Source organism: Streptomyces pluripotens (assembly GCF_000802245.2).
Classification (GTDB): domain Bacteria; phylum Actinomycetota; class Actinomycetes; order Streptomycetales; family Streptomycetaceae; genus Streptomyces; species Streptomyces pluripotens.
Genome location: NZ_CP021080.1, coordinates 4,144,355 through 4,167,103, shown reverse-complemented (window position 1 = coordinate 4,167,103; position 22,749 = coordinate 4,144,355). Strand labels below are relative to the sequence as shown.

Genomic DNA, 22,749 nt, shown 5'->3' with positions numbered 1-22,749 from the left:
CCCGTACGAGCCACGCCACCCACGTATGTGCGCGGCCGAAAAGCAGCGTCTCACCACCCCACCGCCACGGCGGCACGCACCCCGATTCTTCCTGGCCGGGCCGCCAGTTGCGAACCCGGGGGAAAATCGGGGTGTCTCACGCCAAAAGTGGATGCATCAACGCTGCAGCAGTGCGAACGACGCCCCCTGATTGTCGGTGACGACGGCCACTCGCCCGTACGACGTCTCAAAGGGTGGCACCTGCACCCGCCCGCCCAGCCGCTGCACGGCCCCCAGGATGTCGTCCAGGTCCTCGGCCCGGAAGTGGGTGAGGAAGTGCGAGGGCATCTCAGCCGGGAAGACCTCGCCGACGTCCGCACGACCGAAATCGGGTTCGGCGTCGGCGCCGAACAGGGCTTCGTGGAAGAGACCGCCGTAGAAGGTGTTGGCTGCGGCGACGTCCCGGGTGTACAGCTCGGCCCAGACGAAGGTGCCGGGGGCGTGACGACGGCCGAAGCCGGGGTGGGTGCCTGCCTGCCACAGGCCGAACACCGCGCCGTCGGGGTCGGCGGCGAGCCCGGCCGTCCCCAGGTCACCCACCGGGAAGGGGGCCACCACCAGCTGTCCGCCGGCCCCGGCGATCCGCCTGCCCAACGCCCCGGCGTCCGGGGTGGCGAAGTACACCGTCCAGACGGTGGGCATCCGGCCGTCCACCTTGGGGGAGAGTGCGGCGACCCGGTCCCCGTCCAGCCTGGCCCACACCGAGGAACCGTAGGCCTGGCCCGGCTCGGAGAAGGTCCACCCGAAGAGCTCACCGTAGAACCGCTTGCCCGCCTCGACGTCGGAAAGCTGCGCGTCCACCCAGCAGGGGACGCCCTCCCCGTACGCCTCTTCCTTCAGGGATGCCCTGTTTTCGGCCATGTCGCCAAAGTAACCGGGTCACGCGCACCCCGCAGACCAGGCACACCACCCTCAGAGCGCCCGTGCACCCCATTTGCAGTCGGCCGAATCGCGCTCCGATCCCCCCTCGGTAAGCTGACGGCATGACAGGACAAGTGCGTACCGTCGACGGCCGCGTGGCCGGCCGGCGTGGGCAGGCGACCCGGCAGAAGCTGCTCGACTGCCTCAGCGAGATGCTCAGCTCCTCCCCTTACCGGGACGTCAAGGTCATCGATGTCGCCCGGAAGGCGGGCACTTCACCCGCGACCTTCTACCAGTACTTCCCGGACGTCGAGGGCGCCGTCCTGGAGATCGCCGAACAAATGGCTGCCGAGGGCGCCGGATTGGCCGAACTCCTCGAAGGACGCACCTGGACCGGGAAGTCCGGGTGGCAGACGGCGCAGGAATTGGTGAACGGGTTCCTGGACTTCTGGCGCAGGAACGACGCGATCCTACGCGTGGTCGACCTTGGCGCGGCCGAAGGGGACAAACGGTTCTACAAGATCAGGATGAAGATCCTGAACTCGGTGAACAACTCCCTCGCCGACTCCATCGCAGAACTACAGTCCAAGGGCCGGGTCGACAAGGACGTGAACCCGGCGGCGGTGGCCGGGTCCCTGGTCGCGATGCTCGCGGCGGTCGCCGGACACCAGAAGGGCTTTTCCTCCTGGGGTGTGAAACAGGCCGAACTCAAGCCGAATCTGGCGCTGTTGGTACACCTGGGTGTGACTGGCAAGAAACCGCTGAAGTAGCCGACGACATAGCCGGTGTAGTGGCCGGTGACGTAGCCGGTGACCTGATCGACGGCCTTTCGGGTCCGAAGTCCTGTCTGGCAGGCGGTGGTTCACCGGCGGTGAGCCGCCGCCTGCCGTGTCATGCGGGCAGCGGCCGGTCCTGGACCACGTGCTTCATCACCAGTGTCGACGTCAGCCGCTGCACCCCGGGCAGGGTGGCGAGCCGCTCGTCGTACAGCCGCTGGAAAGCGGCGAGGTCGGCGGTGGCGACCCGCAGCAGGTAGTCGGGCTCGCCGAACAGCCGCTGGGCGTCCAACACGTGCTCCAGCTGACCGATCGCACGCTCGAACTCGGCGACCGTGTCCCGGTCCTCCTGCCGCATGGACACGAAGACCAACGCCTCGAAGTTCAGCCCGAGCGCCGCCGCGTCCACCACCGCCCGGTACCCCTGGATGGCTCCAGACCTTTCCAGCTCGCGCAGCCGCCGGTGGCACGGGGAGACACTGAGGCGCACCCGAGCGGCCAGCTCGGTCACGGTCAGTCGCCCGTCCTGCTGCAGCTCGGCAAGGATTTTCCGGTCCACGTCGTCCATGGAGAAGATATTTGCCCAGATTCCCCGTTCATGGGCAAACTTCAGAAACACTTTCGAGCCATCCGCGCCTAATGTCCCCAGCATGGACTCCGGACTGCTCCTCTCCTTCCTCGCCCTGGACCTGCTGCTGGTGTGCGTACCGGGCGCTGACTGGGCGTACGTCATCACGGCAGCCCTGCGCGGCAGCCCCGTGACGCGTGCGGTGGCGGGCCTGGTCTCCGGCTACGCCCTGCACACGGCCCTGGCGACGGCAGGCCTGGCGGTCCTGGTGGCGGGCTCACCCCGGCTGCTGACGGTACTGACGGTGGCGGGTGCCGGGTACCTGCTGTGGCTGGGGTGGAGCGTGCTGCGCCGCCCGGCCGTACCCGGACCGACCGCGGAGCCCGCGCCCCCAGCCGGCCGCGGGCTCTTCTCACGAGGAGCCGTGATCAGCGGTCTGAACCCCAAGGGCCTGCTCCTGTACCTCTCCCTGCTCCCCCAGTTCCTCACCCTCCGGGGCACCCACCTGCCCGTCCCGGCGCAGACGGCGGCCCTCGGCCTGCTCCACATGGGGTGCTGCGCGGCCGTCTACCTCACCGTCGGCACCCTCGCCCGCGCCCTGCTCGCGGCGCGCCCGGCGGCAGCCCGCGCGGTGTCCCGGACCTCGGGCGCAGCGATGCTGGGAATCGGCGCGTTCCTGCTGGTGGAGCGACTGGCGATGCTTTAGAGATCGCGCAGATAGGTGTGTGCTCATGGACGGCGGTGCGGGCGTTCGTTCCAACGGTGAGTCGTTCATGCCTGTCGGATGAGGCTGCGCACGATGATGATCGCGTCGGCAAGATCGAAGAAGGCGTTGATGACGGTGGCTCGGCGCTCGTAGCAGCGGGCGAGGCGGTGGAAGGCGTTCTGCCAGGAGTGGGTGCGCTCCACGTGCCACCTCTGGCTCGCCTGGATCGGCGCTTTCGCGCCTTTGTGCGCGATCTGGCTGTGCAGGCCGCGTTCGCTGAGCAGGGTGCGGGTGGTGTCGGAGTCGTAGCCGGCGTCCAGGTGGACGGTGATGTCGTCGGGTAACGGTCCGAGGTCGTCCAGGCGGTCCAGGGTTGGGGCGAGCAGCGGGGAGTCGTGGCGGTTGACTCCGGCCAGGACGCGGCCCAGCGGAATGCCGTAACCATCCGTCATGCCGGAACGTTTCAGGCCCTGCTTGCCGCGGTCGGCCGGGGAACGCCCGGCCACCTCGCCGCCGCCGGGGGCTTTGGTGATAGCGCCGTCGATGGCGATCTGGTCCAAGACGAGGCCGACGATCCGGTCGTAGGACTCCAGCGCGATTTGCTTGAGCCGGGTGAAGACGCCGAGCCGGATCCACTCGTCGCGGCGGTTGCGGATCGTGGTGGCCGAGCAGGTCGTGTCGGCGATCGCCTGGTAGGAGCGGCCGAACCGCAGGAGCTGCAGCAGCTTGTCGAACACGATCCGGTCTTTGATGCGCGGGCGGTGGCAGCACAGGGGATGGTCCGGGTGGTAGCGCGGCCACTCCGGAAGGACGGCGGCGAATTGGTCCCACAGTGGTTGGGTCAGTCATGCCGGCAGTACGGGCACGAACCTTCCAAGTGATCAAGGAATATCAGCCTCTTATTGAGGCCGTTGACAGGCTGCGTCGGACTCGGCCCATGCCGTCCACGCCGTGTGTGCCTCACTGGGGTGCTCGATGGCCTGTCGACGCGGCATGGTGCATGGATGCGTGACCGCTCCGAGGGAGAGCAGGGCTTTTCGGGCTGCCCTCCCCCGGGGTGGGGTCAGGCGGACTCGGTGGGAAGGCCCGCCTCCACCCAGTCTTGGATGCCCTCACGGTACTTGCGGACGTTGGTGTATCCGAGAGCGGTGAGCCGGCTGGCGACCTGTCCACTGTTGGGGCACGCCGGGTTGGAGCAGTAAGTGACGACCGCTGCGTCGCGGTCGGGGAGTAGGGCGGACGCCTGGGCCTCCACGTCGGCCAGGACCAGTTCGAGTGCGCCAGGAAGGTGCTGCTTGGCGTAGTACTCGCCACCCAGAGCGTCGACGACGGTAACGCTGCCCGCGTCTATGGCTGCCTTCAGCTCGTCTCGTGTGATGAGTGCGGTCATGCCCCTGCCTTTCAAGAATCGGACTATAGTCCGCTTGTGGCTCACGACAATAACGGACCGCAGTCCGATTCTGCAATGCTGCTGGAACTCCTGCGGACCCCGCCGCCAAAGGAACAAGCACGCTCGGCACGCAACCGTGCCGCCGTACTGGACGCAGCCGCGCGGCTGTTCGCCGAGCGCGGGGTGGAAGCGGTCTCCATGGACCAGGTGGCCGAGGCCGCCGGTGTCGGCAAGGGCACTCTGTACCGCCGCTTCGGCGATAAGTCCGGGCTGGCCGGCGCACTCCTTGACACCCGAGAACGCGTACTGCAAGAGGCGATCCTGTATGGACCGCCACCGCTTGGCCCTGGAGCCGCCGCCGAGGAGCGGCTCACCGCGTTCGTCGACGCCTATGTCGACTACCTGCTGGAGAACCTGGCTCTCATCCGCACCTCGGAGACCGCCGCAGTCGGCGCCCGGTACCGGATCGGGGCCTACCGGTTCTGGCACCGCCACACAGCGATCCTGCTGGGCACCACACCCGACCCCGAACACACCGCTCACGCCCTGCTCGCCGCGCTGGCCGCCGAACACGTGGCCGCGCTCCTACCGGAACTCGGCGAGCAACGGATCCGAGCCGGCCTCATTCGCCTCGCCCGCTCGGCGATGCAACCCCCCAGCCCGTAAGGCAAGGGCCGAGTCGTGAACCCACACCTGTCCGCGCGACCTCCTAGCCCTCATCGTCGCGTCCGATGAGCCGGAACAGCCGGATCTCACGCTCCACCCGCGCCTGGTAGGTGGCGTACGGCGGCCAGAACACCAGCAGCGCCCCCCAGACGGCGGCCCGCTCCTCCCCCGTCAGCAGCTGGGCCGTAACGGGGATCTCCTCGCCCTTCCAACTGATGAAGGCTTCCGGGTAGGCGAGCAGATTGTGGCTCCAGGCCGGATGACCGGTCCGCCCGAAGTTGGAGCCGACGAGGACCCAGCTCGCACCGTCGTCCTCCGGCATGCACGCCAGCGGAGCCCGGCGGGGCAGGCCGCTGCGGGCGCCGGTGGACGTGAGGATCACCCCGGGCAGCAGGCGGGCGCTAAGCAGCACCCTGCCCCTGGTGAGCCGGTGCACGCCCCGGTCCACGGCCGGGATGACATGCGGGGCGGACTTGGCGAAGACCCGGCTGGAGGACACCTTGTGGACGAGCCGGACGAAGAACCGGACGGTGGCATCGGACATCAGACCGCCACCTCCCCGCCCCCGAACAGCCCGGCCGTCTCGGCGGCCCGGTCCCGCAGCCGGTGCACCGGCCCGAACAACAATTCGTCCCCGGCCGCCCGTTTGAAGTACAGCTGGACGTCATGCTCCCAGGTGAACCCGATGCCGCCGTGCAGCTGGACACCTTCGGCGGCAGCGCACCGTAGCGCCTCCAGGGCTTGCGCGAGCGCGAGCCCGCCCACCCGTTCCCCCTGCGCTGTCGCCCAGGCCGCGTAACAGGAGGCCGACCGCGCCGCCTGGACGGCCACATAGACGTCCGCCAACTGATGCTTCACCGCCTGGAAGGACCCGATGCGCCGCCCGAACTGCTCGCGCCGCCCGACGTACTCCACGGTCTGCTCCAACACCCGGTCGGCCGCCCCGACGGCCTCGGCGGCGAGCACAGCGGCGACACGGTCCCCGAGAGCGGCAAGCGCGGGCAGCACCTCGGTGTGCTCCTCCCCAAGCAACTCCGCGCGCACCTCACGCAGTTGCACCCGGCCCTGTGGCCGGGTGGCGTCGAGGGCGGTCTGTCGGGTCCGGACCAGCCCCTCAGCGTTTGCCTGCACCAGGAACAACAGCGTCCGGGACCGCGCGAACCCGCCGGTGTGCGCGGCGACGAGCAGCAGTCCCGCACTGTGCCCGTCCAGCACCTGGTCGACCTGCCCGTACAGCCGCCAGCCGTCCGCACGGTGCCTGGCCTGCACACCACCGGCCCGCCCGCCTCCCGCGCTGTACCCGGCATTCGCGCTGGTCAGGGCCAGAGCCGTGGCGAGGGACGGCCCGGAAACGGCGAGGGTGGCGGTGAGGGTTCCCGCGGCCAGGCGGGGCAGCAACTCGGCGCGCTGCGTCTGCGTTCCCAGGTCGAGGACCAACGGGGCGGTGAGGACGGAGGTGGCCAGCAGCGGGGACGGGGCGAGGCAACGGCCCGTCTCCTCGCAGGCGAGAGCCAGGTCGGTGATCGTGCAGCCGACGCCGCCGTACCGCTCGGGGAGGGCGAGCCCCGGCAGGCCGAGCCGGTCGGCCAGAGCGGTCCACAGGAGGGGGTCGTACCCGGCCGGGCTGTCGAGGGCGGTCCGCAGTTCCGGGGAGCCGCAGCGCTTGCGCAGCAGCCCTCTCAGGGTGCGGCGGATCTCGTCCTGTTCGGCGGTGAGGCGCGTGTCCATGGCTGATCCTTCCAGCGGATCTGACGGTCCGTCATGTTAGGCCTTGACCACCGGGTTGCCCATAGCCGCGACAGCACGACACCTCCCCCGCGAGCAGCAAACTGATGTACCGTCAGCTTTATGACGTCAGGGAGCAGGAAAGTCGCCGTGGTCGGCGTGGCCCTCTCCGACTGCGGCCGCGTGGACGACGCCACCGCGTACACGCTGCACGCCCAGGCCGCCCGCCGCGCACTGGCGGACGCCGGCCTGGACCGCACCCGGGTGGACGGCTTCGCCTCAGCAGGCCTGGGCACACTGGCGCCGGTGGAAGTCGCCGAGTACCTCGGCCTGCACCCCACCTGGGTGGACTCCACCTCCGTCGGCGGAGCGACCTGGGAGGTCATGGCGGCGCACGCGGCGGACGCGATCGCGGCGGGCCACGCGAACGCGGTACTGCTGGCCTACGGCTCGACGGCGAGGGCCGACATCAAAGCCGGTCGCAGAACGGGAAACCTCTCCTTCGGCGCTCGGGGCCCTCTCCAGTTCGAGGTCCCCTACGGCCACACGCTCATCGCCAAGTACGCCATGGCGGCCCGCCGCCACATGATCGAACACGGCACGACAGTCGAACAGCTGGCCCAGGTCGCGGTGCAGGCACGGGCCAACGCGGCCCTGAACCCGGAGGCGATGTTCCGCGCCCCGGTCACGGTCGACGACGTCCTGTCCGGCCCGATGATCGCCGACCCCTTCACCAAGCTGCACTGCTGCATCCGCTCCGACGGCGGTGCGGCCGTCCTCCTGGCAGCCGAGGAGTACGTCCGGGACTGCCGTACGTCGCCCGTATGGCTCCTGGGCACCGGCGAGCACGTCTCCCACGCGGCCATGTCCGAGTGGCCGGACTTCACCCTCTCACCGGCTGCGGTGAGCGGTCGCCTGGCCTTCGAGCGCGCCGGTGTCCGCCCGACCGAGATCGACTTCGCCGAGGTCTACGACGCCTTCACCTACATGACCCTGGTGACCCTGGAAGACCTCGGCTTCTGCGCGAAGGGCGAGGGCGGGGCATTCGTGGAGAAGGGACGCCTGATGGTGCGGGGCGGAGATCTGCCGGTCAACACGGACGGCGGCGGCCTGTCGGCCCAACACCCGGGAATGCGCGGCCTCTTCCTGCTCGTGGAGGCGGTACGGCAACTGCGCGGCGAGGCGGAGGACCGCCAAGTGCGGGCGCGGGACGGGAGCTTGCCCCGGCTGGGAGTGGCGTCCGGCACCGGGGGCTGGTTCTGCTCGTCGGGGACAGTGGTACTGGGGCGGGAGTGAGCCCCGGCCAGGCAGGCACGTACCGCCCGCGCCACCGCGCCACCGCCAGAAGTGATACTCACCCCATGGCACAACAGGATCTCCACGAACTGCTCCGGTCGCTGCGGGTATGGGACCCCGAGAAGACACAGCTGCGTCCCTTCGATCCGGACACGGCTCCCCCCGCACCGCTGACACTGTTCACCCACTGGTTCGCCGAGGCGGTTGCCGCGGGGCAGCCGGAGCCACACACCATGTCACTGGCGACGGCCGACGAGGAGGGCAACCCGGACGTACGGATCGTGATGCTGCACGGAGCGGACTCGGCGGGCTGGTCCTTCGGCACGCACGCCACCAGCCAAAAGGGGCGGGCCCTCGACGCACGGCCGTACGCGGCCCTGGTCTTCTACTGGCCGGTGCTGGGGCGGCAGGTGCGGCTGCGCGGGCCGGTGACGGCATCGCCTTCGCAGGAGAGCCAGGCGGACCTACAGGCGCGGTCGACGGGAGCCCTGGCGGCGGCACTGACCGGCCGGCAGAGCGACGAGCTGAACTCGCTGGAAGAGCTACGGCGGGCGTCGGAGGTGGCCTGGCAGCGGGCCCGGGAGAACCCGGCTGAGCCCTCCCCGACCTGGACCCTGTACCGGCTGCGTCCGGACACCGTGGAGTTCTTCCAGGGGGAGGCCGAGAGGCAGCACGTACGGCTGGAGTACCGGCGCACCGAGTCCGGCTGGACCAGGCGGCTGCTGTGGCCGTGAACTCGTCCAGGTCGTGACCGGGCGCCGCCGCTCAGGAGGCACGCGGTCGTGATCGCGCTCAGGGGTCCGGCCGGAACACCGGACTTCCGTCCCGGAAGGTCACCCTGAGCGGCATCGCGGCCGTCAGCTCCCCCTCGGGGCACTCCACCACCTCCGTCATCATCCTCGGCCCCTCCGCGAGGTCGACCACGGCCGCCGTATACGGAGTGCGGTCGCCGAAGGGAGGCAGGTCGTTGCGGTGGACCGTGGACCAGGTGTAGAGCGTGGCCCGCCCGCTCGTCTCCTCCCAGGCGACGTCCTCGCTCCAGCAGTGGGGGCAGAACTCCCGGGGGTAGTGGTGTGCCCGGCCGCATCGGCCGCAGCGGCGGATCAGCAGCCGACCCTGCGCCGCCGCCTCCCAGTAGGGCCGCGTGAAGGCGTCGGGCTCCGGGACGTCGTAGCGGACCGCCCCCATCAAGACCACCCCACCGCGCACCGCCCCACCGCGCACCACCCCACCGCGCTCGCCACCCTTCCCACCGCGCTCATCGGAACCACCCCAACCACGCGTCCAGCGACCAGGTCTGCCACGCCATGCCGAAGAAGCCGGCCAGGGAGATCAGCGCCATCATCGAGTTCTGCCCCTGCTCCGCCCAGTCGTGGATCATGAGGACGAAGTAGACCGCGTTGAGGAGCAGGCCGCCGAGCAAGGCCACCGGGGTCAGGAAGCCGAGGACCAGGCCAAGACCGAGGGCCAGTTCGGCGTGGGCCACGACGTACGCCATGAGCTTCGGGCGCGGTGCGACCACCGCATCGAAACCCGCCCGGACCGGGGCCCACCGGTGTTTCGCCGCGACGTCCGCCGCCCAGGCGATGCCGCTCCCGCCGAACCACGCCTTCTTGTCCTTGTGCCGCCAGCTCTCCAACCACCACAGGCCGAGCCCGACACGCAGCACCGCCAGCCACTCGGGACCGTCCAGCCATATCGAGTCCATGAACTGACGGTACGTCAGTTCACCTCACTTGTAGAGCCCGCGGGGCAGCACGGCTCACGGTCTCCTCCGCCGGCCGGCACGTCGGCTGCGCGAACGGACCGCGCGCACCGCACTGGTGCGGCGCTGGGGTGGCGACGTGATCCTTCCGTGTCCTGTAGTGAGCATGATCGAGGGATGAAGCGATGGACACGAGGCGTCGCGGCTGCCGCCGTACTGGTGGGGACGTCGGCGCCGAGCGCGGTCGGCGCGCCGCGGACCGACGGAAAAGGCCTGACGATCGAGGCCCCACCGACCTACTACACGCAGATGTCCCACCCGACCAGCGTCGGGCTGTCGGTGACGGTCGACGCAGGGAGCGGATCCTCCGTGCGCGGCGTCACACTGACCATGGACGCCTCCGAGGTGCAGGGCACGGTGCGCATGCGTGCCAAAAGGAGTTGCACGAAGGGAGCGGGGTACGTCTTCACCTGCCACCTCACCTCGTCCCACCAGCGCTCCGAACTCTACGACCTGGTCGTCCTGGGTGCCGACAAGCGGGCCCGGGCGGGGGCGCACGGCACCGTACGGTTCTCCGCCACCGGCCCGAACGGGCAGCGGGCCGAGGCCGAGATGGTGATGACGGCAGGCACGCCGGAGTTCTGGGGAAGGAAGCTGTCCTTCACAGACGCTCCGGTCGGCAAGCCCGTGAAGATCTGGGGCGGGGTCCTCAACCACGGCCCCATGGCGGCGAGCGGATTCGTGGTGCGGATGGGGGGTGGTCCGCGTCTGAAGCTCGACCACAGATACAGCAACTGCCGCTACGAGGAGGTCGGTGAGTCCAGCGCGCGCTGCGTCTTCGACACCCCCGTGGAGCCGGGCGAGGCCTACGCCTTCGACGCGCCGTTCGTCGTGGAGGGCGGAAAGGACCTGACGAAGGGCACGGTGGAGATGCGCATCCTCGCGCCCGGACAGGACGAGGATCCCGCATCCCTGACCAACAGACGGTTCGAAGTGCCCGGGAAGGGCCCCAAGCTCGGCTTGACGCCGACTGGCCCCACGGGCTTCTCACCCAAGTACCACACCATCCCCATCGACACCGACCGGCACGTCGACATACGGGCCGTGGCCGGGGGGCTGCGGGGACAGCCCGGTGACGTCATCCCGCTGGAAGTGGGACTACGCAACCAGGGCCAGGGGCGCGTCGACTCGCGCTACCTCCGCTACGAGATCGTCCCGCCCAAGGGCGTCACCCTGATCCCGCCGGACGTTCCGTCCGTGGACCCGGACGGCGACGAGCTTCCGAGCTGGAACTGCAGTCCGCGGAAGCCGGGGGAAGACCGGTACGTCTGCGGGACCAAGAACCTGGGACCCGGTGCGTCCGACACTCAGGTATTGAGGTTCCGCATCGACGGCAGGACCACGGGCACCGGCTACGTGAGGGCCGTCCTCAAGGGCGGCTATGCGGAACGCGACTCCGACAAGGGGAACAACGCAGCGGCGATCAAGGTGCAGGTACCCGGTGCGCGAGCCGACGAGGGACCCGGCTCCGACGGCCGCAGCGGCGGGCCCGGATGGGGCCTCACCGTGGGCGCCGGGCTGGCCGGCGCCCTCGCGCTCGCAGCATCGGCCTGGTACGCCGTCCGCCGCTACCGGAGTTGAGACCCGGGGACCGCTCGCCCAGGACGGCTGCCGGGGCCGCACGCCGAGCCCGGGCAGCCGGGCGCTTCGCGCACAGTCGTGATCAATCCGCAACCAATTCCAGTCTTGACCGAGACCCATCAAGCGTATGGATGGTTACGCTCCCGCTCATGGCAGTCTCCCGTCCCACCCCCGCGCACCTCTCCGCAACCCCCGCCGACCGGCCGGTCTACGTCATCGGCGCCGGTCCGGGCGGCCTGGCCGCCGCATACGCCCTGCGGGCCCGGGGCATACGGGCCGTGGTCCTGGAGAAGGCCGACCACGTGGGCGCCTCCTGGCGCCGCCACTACGACCGGCTCCACCTGCACACCACCCGGCGGCTGTCCGCCCTGCCGGGCCTCGCGATACCCCGACGGTTCGGGCGCTGGGTATCCCGGGACAACGTGGTGCGGTATCTGGAGAACTACGCCGAACACCACGAACTGGAGATCGTCACCGGTGTGGAGGTCCATCGCGTCGAGCGGACCAAGGACGGTACGGGCTGGCTGCTGCACGCCTCCGGCGGCCGGGAGCTGACCGGCAGCGCGGTCGTCGTCGCCACCGGCTACAACCACACCCCCCGCGTGCCCGACTGGCCCGGACGGGACGGGTACGGCGGGGAGTTCCGGCACGCCAGTGACTACCGCAACGCCGCACCGTACGCCGGCCAGGACGTGCTCGTCGTCGGCAGCGGCAACACCGGCGCCGAGATCGCCGTCGACCTGACGGAAGGCGGAGCGAAGCGGGTACGACTGGCGGTCCGCACGGCTCCGCACATCCTGCGCCGGTCGACCCTCGGCTGGGCGGCCCAGTACTCGGGCGTGCTGGGCCGGCGGCTACCGGTGAAACTCGTGGACCGACTGGCCGGGCCGATGGCACGGCTCAGCACCCCGGACCTGTCCGCCCACGGGCTGCCCCGTCCGGACACCGGTCTGTACAGCAGGGTGCGGCAGGGCGCCATCCCGGTCCAGGACGTCGGCCTGATCGACGCCGTACGCAAGGGGAAGGTGGAGATCGTGGCCGCCGTAGAGGCGTTCGAGGACGGGAAGGTGGTCCTGGCCGACGGTAGCCACATCTCGCCGGACGGGGTGATCGCCGCCACCGGCTACGTGAGGGCGTTGGAGGGGTTGGTCGGGCATCTCGGCGCGCTGGACGAGCGCGGCAGACCGGTGGTGCACGGCGGCCACACCCCCGCACAGGCACCCGGCCTGTACTTCACCGGGTTCACCAATCCGATCAGCGGAATGCTCCGGGAGATGGCCCTCGACGCCCGGAAGATAGCCAAGGCGGTGGCGAAGAGGCTGTCGTAGCCTTGTGCAACTTTGCCGTTCGACCGGTTCCTGACAGCGCGTCAGTTCAGTAACCTGACATAGCGTCAGTTTTGTTGCTGTCAGTCCGTGGCCACCAGTCCCGGCTGTCAGTCCGTGGCTGTCAATGTGGCTGTCTCAAGGAGCGGGCGGAACGATGCTTGGATCAACCCACGGCACCCTCACCACCGACTCCCGCCGGGCCCGGGTCATCGCCTGCGGCGAACAGCGGTCCGGACCCGCCGTCCACGGCCGGACTGACGATCTCGAAAACGGGGCCGGCCTGGACGTCAGCGGGCGCCCACTGCACGCGGACGTACCGGACCTCACCCGCTTCTTCCGGCCCGAGTCCGTCGCCGTGATCGGCGCCTCGGACACCGACGGACGGCCCAACACCGGGATCACCCGGCAGCTGCTGACGTGGGCCGAGCGGGTGGGGGCGCGGGTGCACCCGGTGCACCCGCGCCGGACGTCCGTCTTCGGTGTCCCGTGCGTCGGCTCCGTCGCCGCCCTGCCCGAGCAAGTCGACCTGGCCGTCCTCCTGGTGGCCGACCCGCTGCCGGTGATAGAGGAACTGGCCGAGGCCAAAACGAAGTTCGCGGTCGCCTTCGCCTCCGGATTCGCGGAGACCGGCGAAGCCGGCGCCGCGGCCCAGGAGCGCCTCGCGGAGGCCGTGCAGCGCTCCGGGCTGCGATTGCTCGGACCCAACACCAATCTCAACGCCTTCGAGCGGTTCCGGGACGACCTGACGGGACCGGCCATAGCACTGATCACCCAGTCCGGGCACCAGGGGCGGCCCGTCTTCGCCCTGCAGGAGCTGGGAATCCGGCTGTCGCACTGGGCGCCCACCGGGAACGAGGCCGACCTGGAGACCGCCGACTTCATCTCCTACTTCGCTGAGCAGGCCGAGGTGGGCGCCATCGCCTGCTATGTGGAGGGGCTGAAGGACGGCCGCGCCTTCCTGTTGGCCGCCGACCACGCGGCCCGCCGCCGGGTGCCCGTGGTCGCCGTGAAGGTAGGCCGCACCGAAGCCGGAGCCCGTACGGCCGCCTCGCACACCGGCAAGCTCACGGGGGCCGACGACGTGGTGGACGCGGCCATGCGCCAGTACGGCGTCATCCGCGTCGAAGGGCTGGACGAACTCCAGGACACGGCCGCCCTGCTGGCGCGGGCCGGAACCCCGCGGGCGGACGGGGTCGCCGTCTGCTCCATCTCCGGCGGCACGGGCGCCCATGTCGCCGACCTCGCCGCCGCGGCCGGCCTACGGCTCCCCCGGCTGTCCGCGACCAAACAGGCCGAACTGCACCAGTGGATACCGGAGTATCTGAACGTGGCCAATCCGGTGGACAGCGGCGGCCACCCGGTGGGCGACCACCGCGGCCGGAAGATCATCGACGCACTCCTCTCCGATCCGGCGGTCGGGGTGCTGATCTGTCCGATCACGGGCCCCTTTCCGCCCTTGAGTGACCGACTCGTCCAGGACCTGACCGCTGCCGCCGAGGAGACCGACAAGCTGGTGTGCGTGGTGTGGGGCTCGCCGGTCGGCACCGAGCCCGCCTACCGGGAGGTCCTGCTCGGCTCCTCCCGCGTGGCCACCTTCCGGACCGTCGGCAACTGCCTGACCGCCGTCCGCGCCTGGCTCGACTACCACCGGTTCGCGCGCGACTACCACTCCCCCTTCGACGCGGCCCCCCGCACTCCCTCGCCCTCCGTCCGCAAGATCGAGGCCCTGTTGCGCCCGGGCCGGCAGCTGAGCGAACACGCTGCCAAGCAACTGCTGCGCGCCTACGGCATCCGGGTGCCGCGCGAGCAACTGGTGACCAGCGCGGCGGCGGCCGTCCGGGCGGCCGCGCAGGTCGGCTACCCGGTGGTGATGAAGGCCTCCGCGCCACAACTGGCCCACAAGACCGAACTGGGTCTGGTGAAGATCGGACTGACCTCGGCGAGCCAGGTCCGGGACGCCTACCGCGAGCTGACCGACATCGCCCGCTACGAAGGCGTCTCACTGGACGGCGTCCTGGTGTGCCAGATGGTCGAACAGGGCGTGGAGATGGTCGTCGGGGTCACGCACGACGACCTGTTCGGGCCGACCGTGACCGTGGGTCTCGGCGGAGTTCTGGTGGAGGTGCTGCACGATGCGGCGGTCCGGGTCCCGCCGTTCGGTGAGGAACAGGCCCGGGCCATGCTCGCCGAACTGCGCGGCCGGGCACTGCTCGACGGGGTCCGGGGCCGCCCGCCCGCCGACCGGGATGCGTTGGTGGAGGTCATCCTGCGGGTGCAGCGCATGGCCCTGGAGCTCGGTGACCGCGTGGCAGAGCTGGACATCAACCCGCTGATGGTCCTGCCGAACGGGCACGGGGCAGTGGCGCTGGACGCGCTGGTGGTCTGCCGTTGACTTCCGTCCCCTCCTGAAGGGAGGGGCTGGTCAAGGAGTGCGGGCAGTTGGGGGGCAGACTCCGGTCCGCACCGACGGCGAACCGGCCTGCACCGCTCTGCACCGCCCTGCACCGCCCTGCACCGCAGGAGCTTCGTTTCCTCCCCCGGCCGAAGCCGGGGGTATCCACGAAGGAGAGCCCCGATGACCGGCGTCGACCAGGCGACCCACGACCACGTCTCCTCCATCACCCTGGCCCGCCCCGACTCCCTCAACGCCCTCACCCCCGCCATGCGGGACCAGCTCATCGAGTTGCTCACGCAGGCGTCCGGGGACCCGGACGTGCGAGCGGTCGTCCTCACCGGCACCGGACGCGGCTTCTGTGCGGGCGCGGACCTGCGGGGCGGCGGCGCAGGGGGCGGCGAACGGATAGCGGGCGACGTCGCCCGCGTCCTCCGGCACGGCGCCCAACGCCTGATCGCAGCCGTGCTGGACTGCGAGAAGCCGGTGCTGGCCGCCGTGAACGGCACGGCGGCCGGGCTGGGCGCGCACCTGGCCCTCGCCTGCGACCTCGTGCTGGCGGCCGAGTCCGCCCGCTTCATCGAGGTCTTCGCACGGCGCGGCCTGGTACCGGACGCGGGCGGCGCCTATCTGCTGCCCCGGCTGATCGGCCCGCATCGGGCCAAGGAGCTGATGTTCCTGGCGGACGCCGTCCCGGCTGCGGAGGCCGAGAGGATCGGGCTGGTCAACCGGGTCGTGCCGGACGACGACTTGCCGAAGACCGCCCGCGCATGGGCGCAGCGGCTGGCCACCGGCCCCACCCGGGCCCTCGCCCTCACCAAACAGCTGCTGAACGACTCCCTTGGCACCGACCGCGCGACCGCCTTCGCCGCGGAGGCAGCCGCGCAGGAGATCAACATGACGACGCAGGACGCCCGGGAAGGGCTGCGCGCGTTCGCAGAACGCCGGACCCCGCGGTTCCGTGGGCGGTGAGCCCGGCGGGACCGATCAGGGTCTCCGCTTGAGTTTCCGCAGGGTGCCCGCGTCCGCGTCGCCGAAGAGCACGAACAGTTCGGGGGCGTGCTCGGTGCCGCTGATCGACCAGTGGGTGTCCTCGCCGCAGCGGTGGTCCAGCTTGAGGAGTATCCGTCTCGCACGTCTCCGTTCCGTACCGGTCGCGGTCACGGTCGCGCTGCCAGCTGCCGGATCCGTCACAGAGGACGAACTCCTTGGTCAGCCAGTCGTGGCCGGGCGGCTGGGCCGGCAACCGGACCGCCTCGGCACGGCCGTCCGGACGCAGTCGAAGCAGCTCCCCGCTCGCCCCACGCCACTCCCCGACCAGCTGGGCGGTGCTGAGCTTCGGTGGCTCATACTGCTTGATCAAGCCGCTCTCGGCGGCGAGAATCCCGCCTCCGAAGGCCGCGGCGAAGAGCGCCATCGAGCCGAGCGCCGAACGCCACCAGACGCCCCACCACCTCCAGGCGCGGCGGCGGGCGTAGCCGACGCCGAGGGTGGGGAGGACACCGAGGGCCGTCAGGACCGGGACCGAGGTGGTGAGCGGCCACAACGGTGCTGTCAGCACGCCCCAGACGACGGCCGGGGCCACCGGGGCGACCAGGTGCCGGATCCAGCCGGGACCTGGGAGGCGGCGCGCGAGCAGCACCGAGGGCAGGGTCAGCGTGCAGGCCTGCACCATGCCGAGCGCCGGGAGTACCAGGGGCGCGAAGACCAGCATGCAGAGCATTCCGAGGATGGCGGGAGCACCACCGATCCCCACACCGTAGGCGTCACGGCTGAAGCTCTCGATCCAGCACAGCAGACCGACGGCCGGAAGCTGGGCCGCGTTCACCGCGGCCCCCGCGTTCAGATCGCCGGCCGCCCGGGTCGACCACGCGTTCCCGGCCTTCTCCCGGATCTCTTCCCCCATGGCCCGACTCTATGAGGCACGCGCGCTGCTCCTGCCTTCAGGGTTCCCAACTGACCTACCGTCAGCTTGAATGGAAGGGTGATGGGACACGCAGGCGCGGCCGCCGCCGCCGTTCGTCATCTCAGACCGGTTCCGCGACCGGGGCCCGCACAGCCGCTGCCGCGGCCGGAGTTGCGGTGTGTCCGGGAGAACGAGCGGGCGCCGGTGGAACAGGGCGAATTCCGCCGGGTCCTGGGTAACTTCGCGAGCGGGGTGACAGTGATCACCGCACCGGCCGCGGAGGGCGAAGCGGGCCCCGCCGGGTTCGCCTGCCAGTCCTTCTCCTCGCTTTCCCTCGACCCGCCCCTCGTCTGCTTCATGGTGGGTCGTGCCTCCACCACGTGGCCGCGCATCGCCCGCGCTGGCGTCTTCTGCGTCAACGTGCTCGGCGCCGGCCAGAGCGAGCTGTGCCGTTCCTTCGCGGTAAGCGGCGCGGACAAGTTCGCGGGAGTGGCGTACGAGGCGGCCCCCGTCTCCGGGGCGCCGCTCCTGACCGGGGCGGTGGCTTGGATCGACTGCACCGTCCACGCCGTGCACACCGGGGGCGATCACCTCATCGTCGTGGGACGGGTGGACGCCCTCGGTGCCGGCGGGACGGATGAGCCGCTGCTCTTCCACCAGGGGCGCTTCGCCGGGCTCGACGTGGGCTGAACCGGGACGGGCGGACGAGGAACCGCCGCTTCTCCCCCGGGGCGCCACACACCGGCCGATCGCCGGTCGACAGGCGACAGGCGACAGGCGACAAGCGACAGGCGACAAGCTGCAAGCTGCAAGCTGCAAGCTGCAAGCTGCAAGCTGCAAGCTGCAACGACGACGGCCGACGGCCGACATCGCCGGTCGACGGTGGCTGGCCGACCGGCGACAGTGGCTGGTCGACCGTTGCGGTCGTCCGAAGCGCACGGCGCGGTGAGCTCCAGGCACTCCGTGGGTCACGGTGGAGCACCTGCCGAGGGGCAGACCGTCTCGGTGAGGCGGAGCCGCCCAGAACAGCTCCGGTCAGCGCTCAGGGGGTGCTCGGCGCCAGGGGCCTGGGCGTTGCCGTCGGCCGGCGCCGGATCACCAGCGCCATCAGGGCCGCCGCCGCGCACAGCGTGCCGCAGGCGTACCAGACCGGGTCGTAGGAGCCGGCGGTGTCGCGGACGAAGCCGCCGAGGTAGGCCACGAGAGCCGCACCGATCTGGTGGGAGGCGAGCACCCATCCGAAGACGATGGCACTGTCCGCGCCGTAGTGCTCGCGGCACAGGGCCAGGGTCGGCGGGACAGTGGCCACCCAGTCGAGGCCGTAGAACACGATGAAGAACAGCATCGGGGGATGGACCTGGGGGGCCAGCAGCAGCGGCAGGAACATCAGTGAGACGCCGCGCAGGGCGTAGTACACGGCGAGCAGCCGGCGTGGTGCGAACCGGTCGGTGAACCAGCCGGAGGCGATCGTACCGGCCACGTCGAACACCCCGACGACCGCGAGCAGCGAGGCCGCCGTCGTGACGGGCATGCCATGGTCGTGCTCGGCCGGCACAAAGTGTGTCTGTACCAGGCCGTTGGTGGTGGCACCGCAGATCGCGAAGGTGCCGGCGAGCAGCCAGAAGGGGCGTGTGCGCGCGGCGGCGGAGAGGACCGTGAGGGTGCGTCGGGCGGCACCGGTGACCGGGGGCGGCTTCGGCACGAACTCGGTGGCGCCGTAGGGCTTCTGCCCCACGTCGGCGGGATGGTCGCGGAGCAGGATCAGGACGAACGGCACCACGGCGAGGGCGGTGAGGGCGACCGTGGCCGCAGCGGGACGCCAGTCGTGGTGCGCGACGATCCAGGACAGCAGGGGCAGGAAGACCAACTGTCCGGAGGCGGAGGCCGCGGTGAGGATGCCGGTCACCAGGCCACGGCGCTCGGTGAACCAGCGATGGGTGACCGTCGCCGCGAAGGCCAGCGCCATGGAGCCCGAACCGAGGCCGACCAGCAGGCCCCAGCACAGCCACAACTGCCAGGCCGCCGTCATCCACACGGTCAGTCCGGAGCCGAGCGCGATCACGGTCAGTGCGGCGGCGACCACGCGGCGGATCCTGAAGCGGTCCATGAGCGCCGCCGCGAACGGCGCGGTGAGGCCGTACAGCGCCAGGTTGATGGAGACGGCCGCGCCGATCGTGCCGTGCGACCAGCCGAACTCCTCGTGCAACGGGTCGATGAGCAGGCCGGGCAGGGAGCGGAAGGCTGCCGCACCGGTGATGGTGACGAAGGTGACGGCGGCGACGAACCAGGCACGGTGTACACGGCGGTGCCGGCCGGGCGGGGCCTGGACGGGGGCTGCGGCTGGGCTTGTCTGAGTCACGTCCTCCAGCGTCCGGTCCGCGTCCCGGTCCATCGAGTGGCCCGAGGGACAGCATTCGCTACGATCAGGCCATGGATGTCATCGAGGGTCCCCGTCCGCACCGGGTCGTCGTCCTCGCCCTCGACGGGCTGCTGCCCTTCGAACTGGGCATCCCGCACCGCATCTTCGGCCGCTCGAAGGACACCGGGGGGAGGCACCTGTACGAGGTGGTGACCTGCTCGGTGCGGCCACCCGGCCAGGTCGAGACGGACGCCGACTTCGCCGTGCGGGTCCCGCACGGCCCGGAAGCATTGGCCGACGCCGACACGGTGATCGTCCCGGCATCGCACGAACTCGGCCCGGTCTTCGAGGAAGGCCGGCTGACCGCCGAGCTGGCCGCCGCCCTGGCCCGTATCCGCCCCGGAACCCGGATCGCCTCCATCTGCACGGGCAGCTACGTCCTCGCCGCCGCCGGTCTCCTCGACGGCCGCCGGGCGACCACGCACTGGGCGGTAGCGGAACGCTTCCAGCAGATGTTTCCCCGGGTCACGGTGGACGCGGACGTGTTGTTCATCGACGACGGGGACGTGCTGACCTCGGCCGGGGTGGCCGCCGGTATCGACCTGTGCCTGCACATGGTCCGCCGGGACTTCGGCATGGCCGTCGCCAATGAGACCGCCCGGGTCACGGTCGTACCGCCCCACCGGGACGGCGGTCAGGCCCAGTTCATCCACCGCCCGGTCCCGGACCCACGACTGGCCACGACGGGCGCCGCCCGCGCCTGGGCGCTGGACCGTCTGCACGAAGCGATCCAACTGCGGGACATGGCAGAACAGGAGGCCATGTCGGTGCGCACCTTCACCCGCCGCTTCCGCGAGGAGGTCGGCGTCAGCCCGGTCCAGTGGCTGACCCGGCAGCGCGTTGAGCGTGCCCGGCACCTCCTGGAGTCCACCGATCTGCCGATGGACCAGGTGGCCGGGGAGGCGGGCTTCGGTACGGCCCAGTCGATGCGGCAGCACCTCCAGCAGGCGCTCGGGGTCACGCCGACTGCGTACCGGCGGACGTTCCGGACCGGCGCCGCCCAGGATGCCTCCGAGAACGGCCGCTGAACGCTCGGCTCCCAAGGGGCGGTGCGGTGTCAGAAGGTGAGGACCGCCCGCGCCACCCGCCCCGCCTCAGCGTCCGCCCGGGCCTTGTCGAAGTCCTCCACCGGATGGACCGCGGTGATCAACTCGTCCAGCAGCAACCGTCCCTGGCGGTACAGCTCGGCGTACAGGGCGATGTCCCGCTGGGGGCGGGAGGAGCCGTAGCGGCAGCCCAGGACCGCTTTGTCCAGGTAGAGGGAGGAGACCAGGAAGGACGCCTCGGCCGTGGCCGGGGGAACCCCCAGGAGGACCGCCTGGCCGTGTCGGTCCAGGAGGTCGATCGCGGCGCGGACCAGATCCACCCGGCCGACGCACTCGAAGACGTGGTCGGCCCCGGTGGGCAGCAGTTCCCTGACCCCTTCGACGGACGGCAGGAAGTCCGTCGCGCCGAACTGCCGGGCCACCACCTCCTTCGCCGGATTGGCGTCCACGGCGACGATCCGCAGGGCCCCGGCGAGCCGCGCGCCCTGCAGCACGTTCAGCCCGATGCCGCCCGCTCCGATGACGACCACGCTGTCCCCGCGGTCCACCCGGGCCCGGTTCAGCACCGCTCCCACACCGGTGAGGACCCCGCAACCGATCAGTGCGGCGGACCGGAGCGGGACGTCCTGCGGGATCCGCACCGCCTGCACGGCCTTGACGACCGTACGTTCGGCGAAGGCCGAGTTGGCGGCGAACTGGTGCACCGGCTCCGCGCCCCGCCGAAACGGCTTGCCCGGGCGCCCGATCGCCTGCCGGCACATCGTGGGCCGGCCCCGGTCGCATTCCGCGCACGTGCCGCAGTTGGCGAGCGTGGACAGGGCCACGTGGTCGCCGGGGGACACATGGGTGACGCCCGCGCCGACCGCCTCCACCACCCCCGCGCCCTCGTGGCCCAGCACCACCGGCAGCGGGAACGGAATGGTGCCGTCGACCACCGACAGGTCGCTGTGGCACAGCCCGGCCGCCGAGACCGCGACCAGTACCTCCCCGGGCCCCGGGTCCCGCACCGTCAGGTCGTCCACCACCCGGACCTGTTGTCCGTCGAACACCACACCACGCATCACACGGCCCCCTTGGGCTCTCTGGGCAGACCGAGCACCCGCTCGGCGATGATCGAGCGCTGGATTTGGTCCGAGCCGCCGTAGATGGTGTCGGCCCGGGAGAAGAGGAACAGGTGCTGGGCCGCGTCGAGTTCGTACGGCGCCGACGGCGACCAGTCCGCGGGACCGGCGGAGGCGGCGGCCCCGCGGACCCGCACGGCCAGCTCACCCAGCCGCTGGTGCCAGTTCGCCCACAGCAGCTTGGCGACGCTGGGCGCGCCGGGGTCACCCGTGCCGCCGAGGGTGCGCAGGGCGTTCCAACGCATGGTGCGCAGTTCGGCCCACTGGCGGACGAGACGGTCGCGGATGACCGGGTCATCGGCGGCACCGGTCCGTACGGCGGTGCGGACGACGTCCGCCAGTTCCTCGGCGAATCCGATCTGCTGGGCGAGCGTGGACACCCCGCGTTCGAAGCCGAGCAGACTCATCGCCACCCGCCAGCCGTCTCCTGCCGCACCGACGGTGTGTTCCGCACGAGCACATGCCCCGTCGAAGAAGACCTCGTTGAAGTCACTCGTACCGGTCATCTGGCGGATGGGACGGACCTCGATGCGGCCCGGCTGGTCCATCGGGACGAGCAGGAAGCTCAGGCCCCGGTGACGGCGGGACCCCGGGTCGGTGCGGGCGAGTACGAAACACCAGTCGGCCTCGTGTGCGAGGGAGGTCCAGATCTTCTGACCGGTGATCCGGTAATGCGGGCCCTCCCGTACCGCCGCCGTGCGGATTCCGGCCAGGTCGGAGCCGGCGCCCGGTTCACTGTAGCCCTGGCACCACAGTTCCTCTCCGGCCGCGATCGGGGGCAGGAAACGGGCCTTCTGCTCCGCGGTGCCATGGGCGAGGAGGGTCGGAGCGAGGAGGTTCTCGCCGATGTGCCCGGAACGGGCGGGCGCGGGTGAACGGGCGTACTCCTCGGCCCAGGCGACCTGCTGGGTGAGGGTGGCGGTGCGGTTGCCGTAGCCCGGCTCCGGCCAGCCGATGCCTATCCAGCCGGCCTTGCCGAGGGTGCGTTCCCAGGTACGGCGGTCCTGGGCGTGCCCGGTGTGTGCGGCCAGCCAGGTGCGGGCCTCGGTACGGAACGCCTCGTCATCTTGCGTGAAGCCGAAATCCACGGTGCCCGCCTCGTGTTGGTTCCCTGTCTCGGATACGTGCCCGGTTTCGGTACGGTCGGCGGCGCGAACCGCCGCC

Annotated in this window: 23 protein-coding genes; 11 read left to right on the top strand and 12 right to left on the bottom strand. The window is 70.9% G+C overall.

The genetic code is table 11. The features are described 5' to 3' along the window. Window positions 1-156: 156 nt before the first annotated feature. Entirely contained in the window at window positions 157-900 is a 744-nt protein-coding gene (gene kbpA / locus LK06_RS18930) for an AfsK-binding protein KbpA (RefSeq protein ID WP_039650856.1), read from the bottom strand. A 134-nt stretch (window positions 901-1,034) separates the two neighbouring features. Between kbpA and LK06_RS18925 the strand changes: the two genes are divergently transcribed. Then, a complete protein-coding gene (locus LK06_RS18925; RefSeq protein WP_039650854.1) occupies window positions 1,035-1,670 on the top strand; it encodes a TetR family transcriptional regulator in 636 nt (211 codons plus the stop codon). A 121-nt stretch (window positions 1,671-1,791) separates the two neighbouring features. Here the strand turns inward: LK06_RS18925 and LK06_RS18920 are convergent, their stop codons facing one another. Beyond that, window positions 1,792-2,244 carry an Lrp/AsnC family transcriptional regulator gene (locus tag LK06_RS18920; RefSeq protein WP_039650852.1) on the bottom strand — a complete coding sequence of 151 codons (453 nt, stop codon included), beginning with the start codon at window positions 2,242-2,244 and terminating at the stop codon, window positions 1,792-1,794. 82 nt (window positions 2,245-2,326) lie between these two features. On the opposite strand from LK06_RS18920, the gene LK06_RS18915 reads away from it, so the two are divergent. Then, window positions 2,327-2,950: a LysE family translocator gene (locus tag LK06_RS18915; protein ID WP_039650850.1), complete on the top strand. Its 624-nt coding sequence runs from the start codon at window positions 2,327-2,329 to the stop codon at window positions 2,948-2,950. A gap of 65 nt (window positions 2,951-3,015) precedes the next feature. On the opposite strand, the gene LK06_RS18910 is transcribed toward LK06_RS18915, so the two are convergent. Beyond that, window positions 3,016-3,795: an IS5 family transposase gene (locus LK06_RS18910; protein WP_234367618.1), complete on the bottom strand. Its 780-nt coding sequence runs from the start codon at window positions 3,793-3,795 to the stop codon at window positions 3,016-3,018. A gap of 218 nt (window positions 3,796-4,013) precedes the next feature. Beyond that, window positions 4,014-4,340 (bottom strand): rhodanese-like domain-containing protein, encoded by a 327-nt coding sequence (locus tag LK06_RS18905; protein ID WP_039650848.1) that lies wholly within the window; start codon window positions 4,338-4,340, stop codon window positions 4,014-4,016. 36 nt (window positions 4,341-4,376) lie between these two features. On the opposite strand from LK06_RS18905, the gene LK06_RS18900 reads away from it, so the two are divergent. Next, the gene (locus LK06_RS18900; protein WP_199838664.1) at window positions 4,377-5,006 is read left to right on the top strand and encodes a TetR/AcrR family transcriptional regulator; all 630 of its coding nucleotides are present in this window, start codon (window positions 4,377-4,379) and stop codon (window positions 5,004-5,006) included. 43 nt (window positions 5,007-5,049) lie between these two features. Here LK06_RS18900 and LK06_RS18895 read toward each other — a convergent pair whose 3' ends face one another. Beyond that, the gene (locus tag LK06_RS18895; protein ID WP_039650846.1) at window positions 5,050-5,550 is read right to left on the bottom strand and encodes a nitroreductase family deazaflavin-dependent oxidoreductase; all 501 of its coding nucleotides are present in this window, start codon (window positions 5,548-5,550) and stop codon (window positions 5,050-5,052) included. Continuing rightward, on the bottom strand, window positions 5,550-6,734 hold the full coding sequence (locus LK06_RS18890) for an acyl-CoA dehydrogenase family protein (RefSeq protein WP_086083396.1): 1,185 nt from the start codon (window positions 6,732-6,734) through the stop codon (window positions 5,550-5,552). The genes LK06_RS18895 and LK06_RS18890 overlap by 1 nt, the downstream gene beginning before the upstream one ends. A gap of 120 nt (window positions 6,735-6,854) precedes the next feature. On the opposite strand from LK06_RS18890, the gene LK06_RS18885 reads away from it, so the two are divergent. Together LK06_RS18885 and LK06_RS18880 are read left to right on the top strand one after the other, a co-directional pair. Then, window positions 6,855-8,027, top strand: a complete 1,173-nt coding sequence (locus LK06_RS18885) for a thiolase C-terminal domain-containing protein (protein ID WP_039650843.1) — start codon at window positions 6,855-6,857, stop codon at window positions 8,025-8,027. Between the two features lie 65 nt (window positions 8,028-8,092). Continuing rightward, window positions 8,093-8,761 carry a pyridoxine/pyridoxamine 5'-phosphate oxidase gene (locus LK06_RS18880; RefSeq protein WP_039650841.1) on the top strand — a complete coding sequence of 223 codons (669 nt, stop codon included), beginning with the start codon at window positions 8,093-8,095 and terminating at the stop codon, window positions 8,759-8,761. 58 nt (window positions 8,762-8,819) lie between these two features. Here the strand turns inward: LK06_RS18880 and LK06_RS18875 are convergent, their stop codons facing one another. Next, the gene (locus tag LK06_RS18875; protein WP_039650939.1) at window positions 8,820-9,215 is read right to left on the bottom strand and encodes a Zn-ribbon domain-containing OB-fold protein; all 396 of its coding nucleotides are present in this window, start codon (window positions 9,213-9,215) and stop codon (window positions 8,820-8,822) included. A gap of 70 nt (window positions 9,216-9,285) precedes the next feature. Beyond that, window positions 9,286-9,735 carry a DoxX family membrane protein gene (locus LK06_RS18870; RefSeq protein ID WP_039650839.1) on the bottom strand — a complete coding sequence of 150 codons (450 nt, stop codon included), beginning with the start codon at window positions 9,733-9,735 and terminating at the stop codon, window positions 9,286-9,288. A 174-nt stretch (window positions 9,736-9,909) separates the two neighbouring features. Here LK06_RS18870 and LK06_RS18865 point away from each other — a divergent pair, with 174 nt between their 5' ends. From LK06_RS18865 to LK06_RS18850, 4 genes are all read left to right on the top strand, one after another. Continuing rightward, on the top strand, window positions 9,910-11,373 hold the full coding sequence (locus LK06_RS18865) for a hypothetical protein (protein ID WP_039650837.1): 1,464 nt from the start codon (window positions 9,910-9,912) through the stop codon (window positions 11,371-11,373). Between the two features lie 149 nt (window positions 11,374-11,522). Then, window positions 11,523-12,701, top strand: coding sequence for a flavin-containing monooxygenase (locus LK06_RS18860; RefSeq protein ID WP_039650835.1), 1,179 nt, complete (start codon window positions 11,523-11,525; stop codon window positions 12,699-12,701). A 154-nt stretch (window positions 12,702-12,855) separates the two neighbouring features. Beyond that, complete coding sequence (locus LK06_RS18855; RefSeq protein WP_039650832.1) at window positions 12,856-15,093, top strand: acetate--CoA ligase family protein; 2,238 nt, start codon at window positions 12,856-12,858, stop codon at window positions 15,091-15,093. A 183-nt stretch (window positions 15,094-15,276) separates the two neighbouring features. Further along, window positions 15,277-16,065, top strand: coding sequence for an enoyl-CoA hydratase/isomerase family protein (locus tag LK06_RS18850; protein WP_039650831.1), 789 nt, complete (start codon window positions 15,277-15,279; stop codon window positions 16,063-16,065). Here LK06_RS18850 and LK06_RS33275 read toward each other — a convergent pair. Next, window positions 15,986-16,999 (bottom strand): hypothetical protein, encoded by a 1,014-nt coding sequence (locus tag LK06_RS33275; protein ID WP_052318885.1) that lies wholly within the window; start codon window positions 16,997-16,999, stop codon window positions 15,986-15,988. The genes LK06_RS18850 and LK06_RS33275 overlap by 80 nt on opposite strands. 81 nt (window positions 17,000-17,080) lie before the next feature. On the opposite strand from LK06_RS33275, the gene LK06_RS18840 reads away from it, so the two are divergent. Then, window positions 17,081-17,689 carry a flavin reductase family protein gene (locus tag LK06_RS18840; RefSeq protein WP_039650829.1) on the top strand — a complete coding sequence of 203 codons (609 nt, stop codon included), beginning with the start codon at window positions 17,081-17,083 and terminating at the stop codon, window positions 17,687-17,689. Window positions 17,690-18,041: 352 nt separating this feature from the next. Here LK06_RS18840 and LK06_RS18835 read toward each other — a convergent pair whose 3' ends face one another. Further along, window positions 18,042-19,358: an MFS transporter gene (locus LK06_RS18835; protein ID WP_043433101.1), complete on the bottom strand. Its 1,317-nt coding sequence runs from the start codon at window positions 19,356-19,358 to the stop codon at window positions 18,042-18,044. A 71-nt stretch (window positions 19,359-19,429) separates the two neighbouring features. Between LK06_RS18835 and LK06_RS18830 the strand changes: the two genes are divergently transcribed. Next, window positions 19,430-20,446 carry a GlxA family transcriptional regulator gene (locus LK06_RS18830; RefSeq protein ID WP_174673896.1) on the top strand — a complete coding sequence of 339 codons (1,017 nt, stop codon included), beginning with the start codon at window positions 19,430-19,432 and terminating at the stop codon, window positions 20,444-20,446. 29 nt (window positions 20,447-20,475) lie between these two features. Here the strand turns inward: LK06_RS18830 and LK06_RS18825 are convergent, their stop codons facing one another. Next, the gene (locus tag LK06_RS18825; RefSeq protein WP_039650815.1) at window positions 20,476-21,525 is read right to left on the bottom strand and encodes a Zn-dependent alcohol dehydrogenase; all 1,050 of its coding nucleotides are present in this window, start codon (window positions 21,523-21,525) and stop codon (window positions 20,476-20,478) included. Next, complete coding sequence (locus LK06_RS18820) at window positions 21,525-22,673, bottom strand: acyl-CoA dehydrogenase family protein (protein WP_043433076.1); 1,149 nt, start codon at window positions 22,671-22,673, stop codon at window positions 21,525-21,527. Before LK06_RS18820 ends, LK06_RS18825 begins: the two co-directional genes overlap by 1 nt. Window positions 22,674-22,749 lie beyond the last annotated feature (76 nt).